At 69.1% G+C, this 14,405-nt stretch carries 16 protein-coding genes; 12 read left to right on the top strand and 4 right to left on the bottom strand.

Annotated features, from left to right (window positions below; genetic code table 11):
* Positions 1-169: 169 nt before the first annotated feature.
* The 3 genes from AC3RJ7_RS13585 (at position 170) to AC3RJ7_RS13575 (ending at position 3,582) form a co-directional block, all read left to right on the top strand.
* Positions 170-889, top strand: coding sequence for a class I SAM-dependent methyltransferase (locus AC3RJ7_RS13585; RefSeq protein WP_491456387.1), 720 nt, complete (start codon positions 170-172; stop codon positions 887-889).
* A 166-nt stretch (positions 890-1,055) separates the two neighbouring features.
* Positions 1,056-2,183: a polyprenyl synthetase family protein gene (locus AC3RJ7_RS13580; protein ID WP_491456386.1), complete on the top strand. Its 1,128-nt coding sequence runs from the start codon at positions 1,056-1,058 to the stop codon at positions 2,181-2,183.
* A 16-nt stretch (positions 2,184-2,199) separates the two neighbouring features.
* Entirely contained in the window at positions 2,200-3,582 is a 1,383-nt protein-coding gene (locus AC3RJ7_RS13575) for an FAD-dependent oxidoreductase (protein WP_491456385.1), read from the top strand.
* 157 nt (positions 3,583-3,739) lie between these two features.
* Here the strand turns inward: AC3RJ7_RS13575 and AC3RJ7_RS13570 are convergent, their stop codons facing one another.
* Complete coding sequence (locus AC3RJ7_RS13570) at positions 3,740-5,440, bottom strand: HNH endonuclease signature motif containing protein (protein WP_491456384.1); 1,701 nt, start codon at positions 5,438-5,440, stop codon at positions 3,740-3,742.
* A 261-nt stretch (positions 5,441-5,701) separates the two neighbouring features.
* Positions 5,702-5,884, bottom strand: coding sequence for a hypothetical protein (locus tag AC3RJ7_RS13565; protein ID WP_491456383.1), 183 nt, complete (start codon positions 5,882-5,884; stop codon positions 5,702-5,704).
* 189 nt (positions 5,885-6,073) lie between these two features.
* On the opposite strand from AC3RJ7_RS13565, the gene AC3RJ7_RS13560 reads away from it, so the two are divergent.
* The 3 genes from AC3RJ7_RS13560 (at position 6,074) to AC3RJ7_RS13550 (ending at position 7,260) form a co-directional block, all read left to right on the top strand.
* Positions 6,074-6,352: a DUF6504 family protein gene (locus AC3RJ7_RS13560; protein ID WP_491456382.1), complete on the top strand. Its 279-nt coding sequence runs from the start codon at positions 6,074-6,076 to the stop codon at positions 6,350-6,352.
* A gap of 52 nt (positions 6,353-6,404) precedes the next feature.
* On the top strand, positions 6,405-6,722 hold the full coding sequence (locus tag AC3RJ7_RS13555) for a hypothetical protein (protein ID WP_491456381.1): 318 nt from the start codon (positions 6,405-6,407) through the stop codon (positions 6,720-6,722).
* 112 nt (positions 6,723-6,834) lie between these two features.
* The gene (locus AC3RJ7_RS13550; protein WP_491456380.1) at positions 6,835-7,260 is read left to right on the top strand and encodes a hypothetical protein; all 426 of its coding nucleotides are present in this window, start codon (positions 6,835-6,837) and stop codon (positions 7,258-7,260) included.
* Here AC3RJ7_RS13550 and AC3RJ7_RS13545 read toward each other — a convergent pair.
* Positions 7,238-8,290 (bottom strand): glycoside hydrolase family 25 protein, encoded by a 1,053-nt coding sequence (locus tag AC3RJ7_RS13545; RefSeq protein ID WP_491456379.1) that lies wholly within the window; start codon positions 8,288-8,290, stop codon positions 7,238-7,240. The genes AC3RJ7_RS13550 and AC3RJ7_RS13545 overlap by 23 nt on opposite strands.
* 126 nt (positions 8,291-8,416) lie before the next feature.
* Here AC3RJ7_RS13545 and AC3RJ7_RS13540 point away from each other — a divergent pair, with 126 nt between their 5' ends.
* The 3 genes from AC3RJ7_RS13540 (at position 8,417) to AC3RJ7_RS13530 (ending at position 10,437) form a co-directional block, all read left to right on the top strand.
* Positions 8,417-9,073 carry a prepilin peptidase gene (locus AC3RJ7_RS13540; RefSeq protein ID WP_491456378.1) on the top strand — a complete coding sequence of 219 codons (657 nt, stop codon included), beginning with the start codon at positions 8,417-8,419 and terminating at the stop codon, positions 9,071-9,073.
* A 437-nt stretch (positions 9,074-9,510) separates the two neighbouring features.
* Positions 9,511-9,933: a hypothetical protein gene (locus AC3RJ7_RS13535; RefSeq protein WP_491456377.1), complete on the top strand. Its 423-nt coding sequence runs from the start codon at positions 9,511-9,513 to the stop codon at positions 9,931-9,933.
* 210 nt (positions 9,934-10,143) lie between these two features.
* Positions 10,144-10,437 carry a putative quinol monooxygenase gene (locus AC3RJ7_RS13530; protein WP_491456376.1) on the top strand — a complete coding sequence of 98 codons (294 nt, stop codon included), beginning with the start codon at positions 10,144-10,146 and terminating at the stop codon, positions 10,435-10,437.
* 200 nt (positions 10,438-10,637) lie between these two features.
* Here AC3RJ7_RS13530 and AC3RJ7_RS13525 read toward each other — a convergent pair whose 3' ends face one another.
* Complete coding sequence (locus tag AC3RJ7_RS13525) at positions 10,638-11,519, bottom strand: hypothetical protein (RefSeq protein ID WP_491456375.1); 882 nt, start codon at positions 11,517-11,519, stop codon at positions 10,638-10,640.
* Between the two features lie 118 nt (positions 11,520-11,637).
* On the opposite strand from AC3RJ7_RS13525, the gene AC3RJ7_RS13520 reads away from it, so the two are divergent.
* The 3 genes from AC3RJ7_RS13520 to AC3RJ7_RS13510 all read left to right on the top strand — a co-directional run bounded on the left by AC3RJ7_RS13520 (position 11,638) and on the right by AC3RJ7_RS13510 (position 14,350).
* Entirely contained in the window at positions 11,638-12,138 is a 501-nt protein-coding gene (locus tag AC3RJ7_RS13520) for an NUDIX hydrolase (RefSeq protein WP_491456374.1), read from the top strand.
* A gap of 164 nt (positions 12,139-12,302) precedes the next feature.
* Positions 12,303-13,856 (top strand): hypothetical protein, encoded by a 1,554-nt coding sequence (locus AC3RJ7_RS13515; protein WP_491456373.1) that lies wholly within the window; start codon positions 12,303-12,305, stop codon positions 13,854-13,856.
* 293 nt (positions 13,857-14,149) lie between these two features.
* The gene (locus AC3RJ7_RS13510) at positions 14,150-14,350 is read left to right on the top strand and encodes a Flp family type IVb pilin (RefSeq protein ID WP_275506147.1); all 201 of its coding nucleotides are present in this window, start codon (positions 14,150-14,152) and stop codon (positions 14,348-14,350) included.
* The last annotated feature ends 55 nt before the right edge of the window (positions 14,351-14,405 follow it).

Here is a 14,405-nt window from a genome sequence, read left to right as displayed (position 1 = left end):
GCGCGGCTCGGTCGTGCCGGTCAGGCGCTCGGTCGAGGAAGCGCGAGCGCAGTGCGTGGGTCGACACCACAGTGGCCCCGATACGGCGCTTCGCGCAGAGGTTTCGATACGGCGCTGCGCGCCCACTCGACCCAGCGCTCGACCGACTTCGCCTCGGTAGACTCGAGGGATGACGCGCGCAGACCTCGGCAAGGACCCCCGCGAGGTGTCGGCGATGTTCGATCGCGTCGCCGCGGCGTACGACCGCACCAACACGGTGATCTCGGTCGGCAACGCCCCGCTGTGGCGCATCGCGACGACCCGTGCGGTCGACCCGAAGCCGGGCGAGCGCATCCTCGACGTCGCCGCCGGCACGGGCACCTCGAGCGCGAGCCTCGCGAAGTCGGGCGCCTCGGTCGTCGCCGCCGACTTCTCGCCCGGCATGATCGAGGTCGGCCGCAGCCGCCAGGCGCACGTGCCGAACCTCGTGTTCGTGGAGGCCGACGCGACGAACCTGCCGTTCGACGACGAGTCGTTCGACGCCGTGACCATCTCGTTCGGCCTGCGCAACGTGAACGAGCCCAAGAAGGCGCTCGACGAGTTCTTCCGTGTCACGAAGCCCGGCGGTCGGCTCGTGATCTGCGAGTTCTCGCAGCCGCCCGTCGCGTTCGTGCGGCTCGGCTACGACGTGTACCAGCGGTACGTGATGCCGCCGCTCGTGAAGCTCTCGAGCTCGAACGACACGGCGTACGACTACCTCAACGAGTCGATCAAGGCGTGGCCCGACCAGCCGACCCTCGCCTCGTGGATCCGCGGCGCCGGCTACACGAAGGTCGCGTGGCGCAACCTCACGATGGGGGTCGTCGCGCTCCACCGGGCGACGAAGCCGCTCGCCTCGCCGGTCGAGTAGCGGGCGACGAAGGAGCACGCGTATCGAGGCCCGCCTTCGTGGTCTCGATACGGCGCTGCGCGCCTACTCGACCGACGGAGTCCGACCACCGACGCGGCGAAGCCGGAGGCATCCGTTCGCCGTCGTTGACACGGCCCGGCAGATCGGCACCGGTAGGCTGGTACGCGTGAATCCGAGCCACCCGGTCGCGCGTCGCGGCTCAGCGCTCGCCGCCAATCTCGGGCTGAGCGAGCGGGTCTTCGCGTCCGCCGCCGACAAGGCGATGGCGCGGGCGATCGACGAGGGCATCGAACGCGTCGAGGCCGGCCTCGTGCGCGAGGTGCAGTTCGCCGACTCCATCGCCGACGTCTCGACGCGGTACCTGCTCGAGGCCGGCGGCAAGCGGGTGCGTCCCATGCTGACCCTGCTCACCGCGCAGCTCGGGGCCGGCGTGACCGACGACGTCGTCACCGCCGCCGAGGCGATCGAGATCACCCACCTCGGCTCGCTCTACCACGACGACGTCATGGATGACTCGGACCGCCGCCGCGGTGTGCCCAGCGCGCACTCGGTGTGGGGCAATTCGGTCGCGATCCTCACGGGCGACCTGCTGTTCGCGCGTGCCAGCCAGCTCATGGCGAGCCTCGGCGAGCGGGCGATCAAGATGCAGGCCGACACGTTCGAGCGGCTCGTGCTCGGACAGCTGCACGAGACCGTCGGCCCGACGCCCACCGACGACCCGATCGCGCACTACATCCAGGTGCTCGCCGACAAGACCGGTTCGCTCATCGCAGCGGCGGCACAGTCGGGCATCGTCTTCTCGGGTGCCGACCCGGCGTTCGAGGCGCCCATCATCGAGTTCGGCGAGAAGATCGGCGTCGCCTTCCAGCTCATCGACGACGTCATCGACCTGTCGCCCCAGCCCGAGGAGACCGGCAAGGTGCCCGGCACCGACCTGCGGGCCGGCGTCGTGACGCTGCCGCTCCTGCGTCTCGCCGAGCTCGCCAAGACGGATGCTTCGTCGGCCGACCTGTACGCGCGCATCCAGCGCGACGTGCTGCCGGTGCCCGCCGGTGCGGTCGACCCCGGCGACGTGCTCGACACCAACACGATGGCCTCGCGCATCGTGCCGTCGCGGGCGACGGTCGACGCGATCGTCGCCGAGCTGCGCGAGCACGAGGCCACGAAGGCCACCCTCGCCGAGGCGCACCGCTGGGCGAACGAGGCGGTCGCGGCGCTGGCGCCGCTGCCCGACGGCAGCGTGAAGAAGGCGTTGACCCGGTTCGCCGAGACGATCGTCGACCGGCACAGTTGACACGCGGAGGAGAGACGTGACGAGGAACAAGCTGCGACTGGCGATCGTCGGAGCCGGCCCCGCCGGCATCTACGCCGCCGACATCCTGCTGAAGGCCGAGCGCAACTTCGACGTCTCGATCGACCTGTTCGATCACCTGCCGGCCCCGTACGGTCTCGTGCGCTACGGCGTGGCGCCCGACCACCCCCGGATCAAGGGCATCATCACGGCGCTGCGCGAGGTGCTCGATCGCGGCGACATCCGCATCTTCGGCAACGTGCGCTTCGGCGAGGACATCACCCTCGACGATCTCAAGCGCCACTACAACGCCGTGATCTTCGCGACCGGTGCGGTGCGCGACGCCTCGCTCAACATCCCGGGCATCGAGCTCGAGGGCTCGTACGGCGCGGCCGAGTTCGTGAGCTGGTTCGACGGGCACCCCGACGTGCCGCGCACGTGGCCGCTCGAGGCGAAGGAAGTCGCGGTCATCGGCAACGGCAACGTCGCGCTCGACGTCTCGCGCATGCTCGCGAAGCACGTCGAAGACCTCATGCCGACCGAGATCCCCGCGAACGTCGCAGCCGGGCTCGCGGCATCCCCGGTCACCGATGTGCACGTGTTCGGGCGCCGTGGCCCGACGTCGGTGAAGTTCACGCCGCTCGAGCTGCGCGAGCTCGGCGAGCTGCGCGATGTCGACATGATCGTCTACGACGAGGACTTCGACTACGACGACGCCGCGAAGGCGGCCGTGTCGGGCAACAAGCAGGTCTTCGTCATCGACAAGGTGCTGAACCAGTGGCGCCAGCGCGAGGTCGGCCAGGCGTCGCGCCGGCTGCACCTGCACTTCTTCGCGAAGCCGCTCGAGATCGTGGGCGACGGCGACGGCAAGGTGGCGGGCATCCGCTGGGAGCGCACGACGTCGGATGGCGCGGGCGGAGTCGTCGGCACGGGCGAGATCCGTGAGCTGCCGATCCAGGCCGTGTATCGCGCGGTCGGCTACTTCGGCTCGCCGCTGCCGGGTATTCCGTTCGACAAGAAGTTCGGCGTGATCCCGAACCACGAGGGCCAGGTGCTCATCCGCGACAAGGAGACGGGCGAGGCGCGCCAGATGTACGGCGTGTACGCGACCGGGTGGATCAAGCGGGGCCCCGTCGGCCTCATCGGTCACACCAAGTCGGACGCGATGGAGACCATCAAGCACGTCATCAACGACCTCGGCAATTGGTGGCGGCCCGAGTCGCCGTCTGAGGAGTCGGTGATCGAGATGCTCGAGTCGCGCGGCATCCGCTGGACCGACCTCGACGGCTGGCACCGCCTCGACGAGCACGAGATGGCTCTGGGGTCGGCCGAGGAGCGCGTGCGCATCAAGGTCGTGCCCCGCGACGAGATGGTCGACGTCTCGCGCGGCGAGGTCGCGTAGGGGCCACTCGTCGGTCGAGTAGCGCCGCGCGCCAGCGACGACGCGTATCGAGTCGACCACTCGAGGAGCACCCGACGCGCGCCTCGACGGGCCTCCGCGCTCGGTCGCACATGTTCGTGCGTTGCCGATTCCGCCCGCGCGTTCGCGCCACGCACGCTCACGCCGCCGCCGCGAGTTCGAGACGGGCGGTGCGGCGACCGGCGCGCGGACGCTGGGCGGGATCGAGGTGAGGCGGCGGCACGAACCAGACGAGCCCGTCGGCATCGACGAACACCTGCCACCCGTCGTGGTGCATGCACCAGTGATGGAACGCGCACAGCAGAACCCCGTTGTCGAGGTCGCTCGGGCCGTCGTCGGCGTCCCACCAGGCGAGATGGTGGGCCTGCGTATGCGATGGAGGTCTCGCGCAGTCGGGATGCGCACACCCCGCGTCTCGTTCGGCGAGTGCGATGCGTTGCGCCTTCGAGAAGAGCCGTCTGCCACGTCCGAGGTCGAGCACTTCACTCTTGCCGCCAAGGACCATCGGGATGACGCCGGCACTCGCCGCCCATCCGCGCAGGGTCGCGGGCGAGACGGGCTGATCGATTCCGTCGATCGTCGCGTACCCCACCTCGGACTCGAGGAACTCGAGGTCGACGCGGGCGACGACCGTCGCGTTCACGAGCGCGGGCGGCGCATCGACCGCCGACGTCGCGAGGCGCACGAGGTCGGCGAGCGCATCGGCCGCCATCTGTTCGACGGTGCGTTCGTCGAGCAAGGCGCGATCGGCCGCATCGGGCATCTCGTCGGCCGCTGGTTCGTAGGTCGTCGTGGGCGAGCCGAGCCGCGATGCCGCAACGCGATGCCCGCGCGTCTCGCCGAACGGTGCCGCGCCGTCCGGGTGCCAGCGCGCTTCGCCCCGAACGACATCTCCGGACACGGCATCGTCGGCTTCTGTCTTCGACGGCGATCGGCCGGCCGCGATCCTCGCCGCGGTCTCGCGCGCGGCGAGGCGGCTCTTCGCGTCGCGCGCAGCGTGCAGGTCGGACGACACGAGTGCGTCGACGGCCGCCTTGATCGGCGCTGCGGTGGCGGGGTCGAAGCACGCGCGCAGGTGGATGAGGCCGCGCCGATCCTCCCAGATGCGCAGCGATCGCCCGTGCCACAACTCTTCTTCACGCGCCCGCACACCGGCTGCGTCGAACCGGGCGCGCAGCAATTTCGTGTAACGGCCGAGCTGGTCGACACCCGTGGCGGTGACGCGCTCGAGCAGGGTGCGTTCGGCGTCGACCAGCGCATCGGGGTCGGCGCCGACACGCACCGAATCGAGGAATCCGATGATGCGATTCGCGGCCTCGACCGTGACGCGGCCGTCGCCGAGCGCCGATGCGATGTGCGCGTAGCGAGGCGAACGCGCGCTGCCGCCGAACGACTCGGGCGGCGTCGTCGCTGCGGCGACCGCGACGAGCTTCGCCGCCTCCGAGGTCGACGAGCCGGTGGTCGCGGCGATGAGGCGCTCGGGGGTCGCGAATCCGTGTCGCCCGGCGAGCCCGTCGTGCCTCGAGTCACCGGCCGATCGCCGCGCGATCGCCGACGAGCACTGCAGCTTGACCGCCTCGACGGCCCGTTCGACCTGTGCGAGTGCCTTCAGCACCTCGACGAGCTGGTCGTCGTCGAGCGCGTCTGCACGAGCGGCGGGATGCCTCGTGGGGGCGCCCGTCGGCCCTGGCGGAGCCCACGCCGCGGCGAGCGAACGAACCGCGTCGCCGATGGACGCGAGTGCCCCGTCGCCCGACAGCACGGCCCGAACGGATATTGCGTCGACCGCACCACGCGCGCCCGAGGCATCCGCCCCGCTGTTCGCACCCTTGTCGGTCATGGATCGATGGTCGCATGACCCACCGACATTCTTTCGAAGAGACGTTCGAATCGATTCGGCGCGGATGGCTGGGGGCGAGGGGGCCCGGAGGGCCTGGTGGCGGCAGCCAGCGATTGCAGTGGCGCTGGTTCGAGGTGGTGGTGACGTTGGCCGGAGGCCGGAACGACGTCGGTTACGGCCCGTGGTGACGTTGGCCAGGCGCCGCAGTGGCGTCAGGCGGAGGCTGCGGCAACGACGATCGGAGGTCGCCGGCGGCGACGGTCAGATGGTGCCGCGCCCGCGGTCGATCTGCCTCTGCACCTCGGCGAGCTCGCGCTGCAGCTGGGGGTCGTGGGCGCGCACGACGACTCGGCGACCATGGCCCATCACAGTCGTGAGGGCGACCAGTGCTCCCGCCGCGGCGAGCGCTCCGGTGCTGACGAGGGCGATGACGTATGCGCTCATGTCTCCTCCATCGGTGACTCGATCGGCGACGGGTCCGCCCAGACTATTCGCGCCGGTCGCCGGGGTCACCCCCTCGCACCTGTGCATCGGCCTTGAGTTGCGGAGACCGTCCGTTCCGATCGCCTTGGCGTGTCGCCCCGTTCTCGCTTACAGTTTCGAACATCAGTTCGAACTCGTGAGGAGGTCACGATGCTCACGATCAGCGACGCCGAACCGGTGGCCGTCTGGCTCGACGGTTCCGAGCGGCCGGCGCGCCTCGTCTATCACGGCACCCGGTATCGCGTCATCGACACCCCGACCCCGCTCGCGCGCCAGCCCGAATGGCCGTCGGGGATCAGCCATCCGCCGGCCGAGGTGCTGCTCGCTCCGGGCTGGCGGGTCACTGGGCGCACCGACGGTCACGAGGTGCTCGTCTTCGACCTGCGGCTGGCGCCCTCCGGGTGGGTCGTCGAAGCGACCTACGAATGAACCGCACGACGCACCCCCTGAACGGCACGACGCACCGGTCGGGGGTCGAGTAGTGGGCACCAATCGTCGCTATCCCGAGCGGGCCGACGAGCGATCCGACGAGCTGCTGCTCGAGCAGGCCAAGCGCGGCGCACCCGTCTCGCTCACGACGTCCGAGGTCCGTCGCACCGGCCGGCGCAACGACGCGCGCGAGGCGGTGCCCGTGACGGCGACGATCCGCTACCGCGTCGCGTACGAGGAGCCGCGCGAGGTCGAGGGCGCAGCGGTCGCCTGGACCCGTGGCGCCGTCCTCGTGAAGTATCCCGATCCGGCGACCCGGTACGACAACTTCGTCTGGGTGTACGCGAACGCCGTGCGCCGCCGGAGCTGACCGGCGAGGCGCCAGCGCCCAGCGCCCAGCGCCCAGCGCCCATCACCCGACCACCCGCTCACCACCCGAGCAATCCCATGCGGCGAGGCATCCCCGGCGGTATCGTGACGACATGCGCGGACATCGGTTGGCGCTTCGGTACGGGTGGATCTGCCTCGCCGCGGTGAGCCTCGGCATCCTGGTGTTCGGGGTGGTGATGCTCTTCGCCCCGATGGGCGCCGACGAGCTCCTGTACCGGGCCGTCGGCCTCGCATCGATCGGATTCGGCCTGTTCGGCTGGATGCTCACGATGGTGCCGTTCCGCCGGCGCGAACGCTGGGCGTGGTCCGTGCTGTGGTTCTACCCGGTGTTCTGGATGGTGCACCTGTTCGCCGGGCTTCCGCCGGGCACCGACCGCATCCACCAGATCGTGTTCATCGTGCTCTCGCTCGCGGGACTCCTCGTCCCGATCCGCGCGTTCTTCCCGCCGCGCGCCCCGCGCCCGCCGCGCAGCCCGGCCGCCGACGAGCGCCCGCTCACTCCACCGTCAGGTTCGTGACGTCGACCCCCCAGGTCGTGACGAGCGGGCCGGCGGCGCCGGCGGTCCTGCGGAGCTCGAGGTGCAGCGTGGCGGGGGCCGCGATCCTGATGTTCGCCGGGATGGCCGCCTCGACCTTGCGGGTGGTCGAGCCGTCGACCGTGAACTTGTAGCCCGGTGAGCTGCCGCCCTCGGTGAACTCGAGCAGGAGCTTCCCCTCGATCTGGGTGTCGGCGGGGAACTCGTCGAAGTAGAGGTTCACGACCATGCTGTAGAGCCCGAGGCCGCCGGTGCCGGCGGCGAGGTTGTCGCGGTGGGGATTGGTGCTGTACGCGCAGCGGTGCCAGTCCTCGTCGAGTCGGATCGGGGTGTCGTCCTGGAACCGGGTGAACTTGGCCACGTCGGCCTCCTCGGTGCGGCCGCCGAAGAGCGTTTCGACGGTGATGGGTGAGCTGTTGCCGTCGATGTCGAGGCCCGCGACACGCGACTTGTCCGAGAACTGGTGCACGTCCCAGCGTTCGACCGAACCGTCGAGCGCAGGCACGTGGTCGGGAGTGTGACCCGTCGGGAATCCGCCGTACGCCGACCACCAGATGCGGACCCCCTTGTCGGTGATGCGCTTCCACGGGCGGTTGTCGCGGGTCAGCGACGCGGGGCAGTAGAGCCAGAGACGAGACCACGGAATCCCGGTGCGAGCCTGCACCCGGGCGAGGAACGCGAACGCCGTGTCCTGCGGCCAGAACACCGGATTCGAGTTGAGGGGCTCGTTGTCGAGGGCGAGTACGTCGTGGCGGGGGTCGTAGTCGTGGAGGTGATCGACGAAGTGGTCGGCCTGCCTGACCGGGTCTCCCGCGCCGACGAGGTAGTAGTGGCCGACGGCGAGCCCCGCGGCCCGTGCGCCGTCGACGTGCTGGTGATAGCGGTCGGCGACATACAGTTCGCCGGTGTTGAAGCCCGAGGCCTTCACGATGATGAACTCCACGCCCTCGTCGCGCGCACGCTCGTAGTCGAACCTCTCCTGGTTGCCCGAGATGTCGATGCCGAACGTCATGATCGTGATCCCTCCGATGCTGATCCTCGGACCGCGCACCGTCGGCCGCATCCGTGTCAGCACCGGTTCGCCGAGGCATCCACACCCGCCCCGCCCTGCCGGCCCTTTGCCGCTACGCTGCACAGCATGTCTCTCGACCCGTCGGCGCTGCCCGTCGCCCTCGCCGCAGCGGTCGCCGGTTTCGTGCTGGGCTGGTGGCCGCTGGCCGCGTGGGCCGAGGGTTCGATGAAGCACGGGCGGATGCCTCGGCGCACGATCCGCGTCGCGTCGGCCGTGACCGCCGCCGTCACGTTCGGGCTGCTCGCCCTGAGGGTCGGGCTCGAGTGGTTGCTGCCCGCCGTGCTCGCGTTCGCCGCATTCGCGACGGTGCTCTCGATCGTCGACCTCGCCGAGAAGCGGTTGCCGAACGCCGTGGTGTTCCCCGCGCTCGCCGTGGTGGGCGCGCTGCTCATCCCCGCGACCTGCGCGTCGGGGGAGTGGATGCGGCTCGTCTGGGCGCTCGCCGGCGCCGCCGCGATGTTCGCCGTCTACTTCGTGCTCGCCCTCATCTCGCCGTCGTCGATGGGCATGGGCGACGTGAAGCTCGCCCTCGTGATCGGCCTGCTGGTCGGCTGGTTCGGCCTGTCGGCCTGGCTCGTCGCGCTGCTCGCCGCGTTCGTGATCGGGGGAGTGCTCGCAATCATCGCCCTCGCGCTCAAGCGGGTGACGCTGCGCGGGTCGATCCCGTTCGGTCCGTCGATGCTGGCGGGGGCGCTCGTGGCGGTGTGGCTGGCGGCCGGCTGACATTCGCCTCCCTGTGGTCGAGTAGCGCCTGCGCCAAGCGACGGCGCGTATCGAGACCCGTCGAGGCTGCCCCGTGAGCGCAATGTCAGTTGCGCCTCATTGTGAGGCGAAACGCTCAGAGCCCGCGACGTGCTCCGGGGGCTCAGCAAGAGGCCGTTGAACGCGAAGTGGGCTACTCAGCGCGACACTGCCTGCGAAGCCCATCGGCGCTCGCGGCGGCGTGGCTGGGACGGGACGGGTTTCGCGCACTAGCCGCTGATCCTTGTCCAAGATGTCGACGATGTCGTCGTGGTTGACGCGAATGCGGTCAGCGAGACGAGGTTCCCGTTCCACCGGGCGAGTCATGAAGAAATCTCGATTATGTCTTGTCACTGAATTCCCGACGGGTCTACCGTTTCGAATATCTCGCGCAAAGACCCGGAGGAACTGGGGACGGCATGATGAGCAAACTCTATTTCTGGGTCGCGACGGTGCTCGCGATCTACAGCTGGATGATCACCGCCGCATGGTTTCTCGCACCCTCGTTTCCGATCTGGGGGTGGGGTCTGATCGGAGGCGCCGAAGTCGTCTCGATGGGGCAGCGCGTCTCGATCGGCACCGCGGGCCTCGGCCTGGCCCTCTTTCTCGTGCGCCGTGAGCCGCCGTCGCGCGCCCGCCGTGCGGTCACGATCGGATTCCTCGCGGCGTGGTATGCGTGGGCCGGCTTGAGCGCTTTTCAGTTCGCCTCCGGCATCGGGGGGTTCGGGTTGCTCGGGACAGCCGGGCTCGAGCTCGTCGCCGCGACTGCGCTTGCCGTCGCGGAGTTCGGATCCCGCAGGTCGTCGCTCGTGACAGCCGAGCGTCGAGCAGGCGACAGCTGAGTGCTTCTGGCGCAAGACGTGGTGCGCAACTCGCGGGATTTGCCGGGGGTCAACTCGCGGATTCGCGGGACTTGACTCGCGGATTCGCCGGACTCGACTCGCGGATTCGCCGGACTCGACTCGCGGATTCGAGCGGCGACACGGGCAGCGTCGACCGAGCCGTGGCGTGTCGACGTCGGCCGGGCTCCGGTGTTCTGGGACGGTGCGTGGGTGCGGGAGATCGGTGTTCTTGTGTCCGTCCGGGTGCGACCGGGCCGCGCTGGCGAGCAGATCACGCTGTTCCGTGAGCTCGCCCCGCTGGTGCGTCGAGAAGAGGGATGCCTCGCGTACGACCTGTACCCGGTAGAGGGCGACGCCGACGCGTTCATGATCGTGGAGCGGGGATGGTCAGGGGCGGCACTCGAGGCCCACGATGCGAGCCCCCACATGATCGCGGCTGACGCGCGGGCTCCGGAGTTCCGTGCGGCTCCCGCCCTCGTGACGTTCCTCGGCGCTGCTGTCTGACGGCCTCCGCCGGTCGAGTAGCGCCGGAGCGAAGCGACGACACTTGGAAGCGGCCGGCCCTGCTGCTCCAGTCCTACCCGCCGCGCGAGCACCGAGTGCAGCCCCGTTCGCCGGGCATCTGGGCGCCCGCGGTGGCTGCATGGCCGCGGATGCTGCTCCCTGAGCCTGTTGAACCGCAACCCTGTCCGCAGAAAGGATGTCTACTGCTGCCACGGGTCTGCCGGCGGGCCGGCGAACTCCCCTCCGCCGTAGCGCACGTACGTCTCAGCGATTGCGACCGTACCGGGAAGCCCGACGAGCGCATATGTATGTTCGACGGTCGTCCCAGCGGGAGCCACGGTGATCGGAACCGTTCGATCGACCATGAGGCCTGGGGCAAGACCGCCAATGTAGAGGTTCAAGCCGTTGGACTTGTCGTTCTCTGGCAGCGGCAGGTTCGTGATCTGCACTTCGGCGCCCACAGTCGAAGTCAGCGCAGCAGTCTGCCGTGTGACGTCCGCGAGCACACTGACGATGGGCAATGGGTCGAGCGGAGACTCTGGCGGAATCATGCGGTGCACTGCGCCCCGAAGTCGTCTGGTGGCTGCTTGGGGTGGGTTCGCTCCGATATGGCGTACCAGCACTCCGTCGGCAGGTACTGGGAGGTCGACCAACTTGACCTCACCGCGAAGGTGTTCGCGCCCGACGTCGCCACTTTGAGGGTCGACGGCATTCGAGATGATCCACGCATGCGGCACCGAGGCTCGATGCAACGCGCTTCGCCGAAATCCGACGCCGAGGAAGCTGATCTCGTGCCCGTAGACGTCATGCGCGTGGAGCGCATCGGCGATTGCATCGCGAAGCGCAGGCAGTCGGTCGGTGAGCGGTACGGACAACAGGCGGTCAGCGACCCAGCGTTCCATGCGTTCACCACCGAACCGAGCAGTTCCAGCGAACCCAACGACGTACTGGCCCTGCAGGACGAAGCACTTGGTGTCGGAGTCGTGCTGGCGGATGATCTGGCCGCCCTGGGTGCGCGTGATGCGACGATCAGAACTCACGATCGCGAACCCGGGCGTCAAGACGCCGGTGATGAGTGTCATGCACGTAAGTTGTCGGCGTCGATCAGGACCGCGAGCAGGTCGTTGCGCTGGATCATCGCACCATCATGGCAGCGGGGTCGTCGATCGATTCGTTCGCGCCACCGGCATACTGGCCTTCGTGAGCCTCGACGAAGAGTGGTGGGACATCATCGACGCCGAGGGCGTGCCGACCGGTGAGCGCTTCCGGCGTGGTGCGCCGGGCTGGCCGAACGGGCGCTTCCACCTGATCGTCGCCGTCTGCGTGCAACGCGAGGATGGACGCGTGCTCCTCACGCAACGCGCGGCGCAGAAGCAGGAGTATCCGCTCGCATGGGAGTTTCCCGGAGGCAGCGCCCTCGCCGGCGAGTCGAGCCGCGCCGCGGCGAGCCGTGAACTGCGCGAGGAGACGGGCCTCGACGTCGAGCTCGACGCACTCGAGCTCGTCGGTCGGTTTGCTGAAGCATCGGCGTTGCTCGACTTCTACGTCGCCCGAGACGGGGCCCGAGCGGAACTGTCGCTGCAGGCCAGCGAAGTCGCCGCAGCCGAGTGGGTCACCGCAGGTGAGGTCGAACGGCGTCTGAGCGCCGGCACGATGGCAGCGCCGTGGACCGCGCGGCTGAGAGCGCTCTGGTCGTGGTGATCGGAGGATGCGACGTAGTCGCGGATGAGAGTGCGCTCCGTCACCCGAAATGGGACTGGTCGACCGGGCACGCACCGGTGTTACGTGGACTGTCCGTCGGCCCGTAGCGTCGGTTGCTGATCGGATCGCTGCGAATGACGACCGACAAGAGGAACGCCCTACCGATGTCCGACCGCTCCGTAGCGTCCGCGCGCTCCGCCAGGCTGCGCTCGATCGTCGCCACGGAGCGATTCCGCTGGTGGATCGTCTACGTCGTGCTCGTCATGGTCGCCGCGGTGCGGGCAGCGAGTCCGCAGGAGCGCGACCAGTACTGGTCGGCGCGGGCAGGAGTCGAGAACCTCGAGGGGTCGCCCTTCATCCGCCCGGACACGTGGAGCTGGTCCGGAGACGGCGAATGGGTGCCGAACTCTCCCGTGTGGAACATCGTGCTCGGGCTCGGCTGGCAGGTCGGTGGCTTCTGGGGGCTGTTCTGGGTCGCCTTCCTGTCGATCTGCGTCTTCTTCGCGCTCGCGCTGCTGCTCGCCCGGCTGGCGGGCGCTCGAGCATTCCCCACCCTGATCGGGTTCACGCCGATCCTCGTGTTCGCGTTCTCGGCGTTCACGCCCCGCGCCACGGTCGTGGTGCAGTCCCTGCTGTTCGTGGCCGTCTGGTTCGCGTGGTGGTGGGGCCGCCGGGCCGGTCCGCATCGCGCGGCCGTCTCGCTCGCGGTCGTCGGGGGCGCAGGATTCGTCCTTTCGCTGACCGGCAACTGGATTCACCTCTCGTTCATGCTCATGGCCGCGGTCATCGCCGTGATGTGGGCGGTCGCTTGGTGGGCGACCCCCGGCATCCGCACGGTGCGTAGGGTGGCGCTGACCGTTGCGGGGACGGCGGGGCTCTTCCTCGGGTGCGTGGCGTCGCCGTACGGAATCCCGTTGACGTTCGAGCGCTCACGAGTCGTCGCTGAAGCGTGTCGCGGTCTGGTCAGTGAGTGGTTCTCGGTCATCGACCTCTTCCGCATGCAGGGGTTCCGGTTCGTTCCGTTCGCCCTGACGGCGGTACTCATCGCGGCGGCCGCCCTGCTCTGGACGATCCGGCTCATCCGCCGGAGCGGGAGATTCGACCCGCGGGTGCCGATCGTCGCCCCGTTGGCCCTGTACGGCGTCCCTGCGGTCGTGCTCGGTCTCGACTCGCTGCGTTTCACGTTGACCGGGTTGCTCGTGCTCCTTCCGGTCGCCGGCTGCGTTGCGACGAGCATGATCCGGAGGCTGCATCGGCTCCAAGCCGACTCGAAGCACCGCATGCTGTCGCATCCGAAAGCCGTCGAGTACACCTCGGGGAGTTTCTGGACGGTGATCATCGTCGGCTTGCTCGTGATGGCGATTCCCTTCGTGGTGTTCAACACCGCGCCCGGCGCGACTCCGCCGGAAGCGGGCGTGATCGAGGAGATGCCGGAAGGCTGTCGCGTCTGGACAGCTGATCCCGTGGCGGGGCCCGTCATCCTGCTTCGTCCCGATGCCCAGGTGTGGATCGACGGGCGCGCGGACTTCTACGGCCGCGAGCACCTCCTCGAGTACCTCCGGATCCTCTGGACGGAGGACCCGCTCCCCGACGGCGCCGAGTGCGTCATCCTGCCGTCGAACGAGATGAGCGAGCGTCTGGCATCAGCGCTGGACGGCGATGCAGCCTGGGTGCGGCAGTCGACGAAGAGCGGCTATACGCTCTGGGTTCGCCGCTGACCCGCGATTTCGTCACCTGCATCGGGGTACATGTGTACCCCGGTCGAAGGGTACACATGTACCCCAACCTCTCCCGAGGATGTACCCCCAGACCGGGGGACGCGTCGGCGCGGATCGCGCCAGAACAGGCCGCTTCGCGCCATTCGTTGCGTCCACGTAGGGATGTCACCCCCAAAGTGGGGCATAGGTCACCCGGAGAGCGATGGATACCTTCGATCCACCGCATGTACCCGCGTGCGGGACCGAGCCATCCTTCGGGGTGGTCAAGTGTTCCTCTACCCGAAGGATTTCCCATGCTGAAGGCATACGCCGCGCTGCAGGCGCGGATCAACTCGCTCCGTTCCGAAGAAGAGGGCGCCACCGCGACCGAGTACGCGCTCGTGCTCGGGCTCGTCGCGATCGCGCTCGTCATCGCGGCCGTTGCGCTGACGCCGATCCTGAACAGCTACGTCTCGCAGATCGGCAGCTGGATGAACTCGCAGGGCGTCGGCTAAGTCTGTCGTACAGAGGCAAGTGCGGGGTTCGGGTGCATCGGTGTTCCCGAACCCC

The sequence above is a fragment of the Agromyces solani genome (assembly GCF_058349925.1).
The sequence above is the reverse complement of the archived record's forward strand: the minus strand, read 5'-3'. Positions and strand labels throughout refer to the sequence as shown.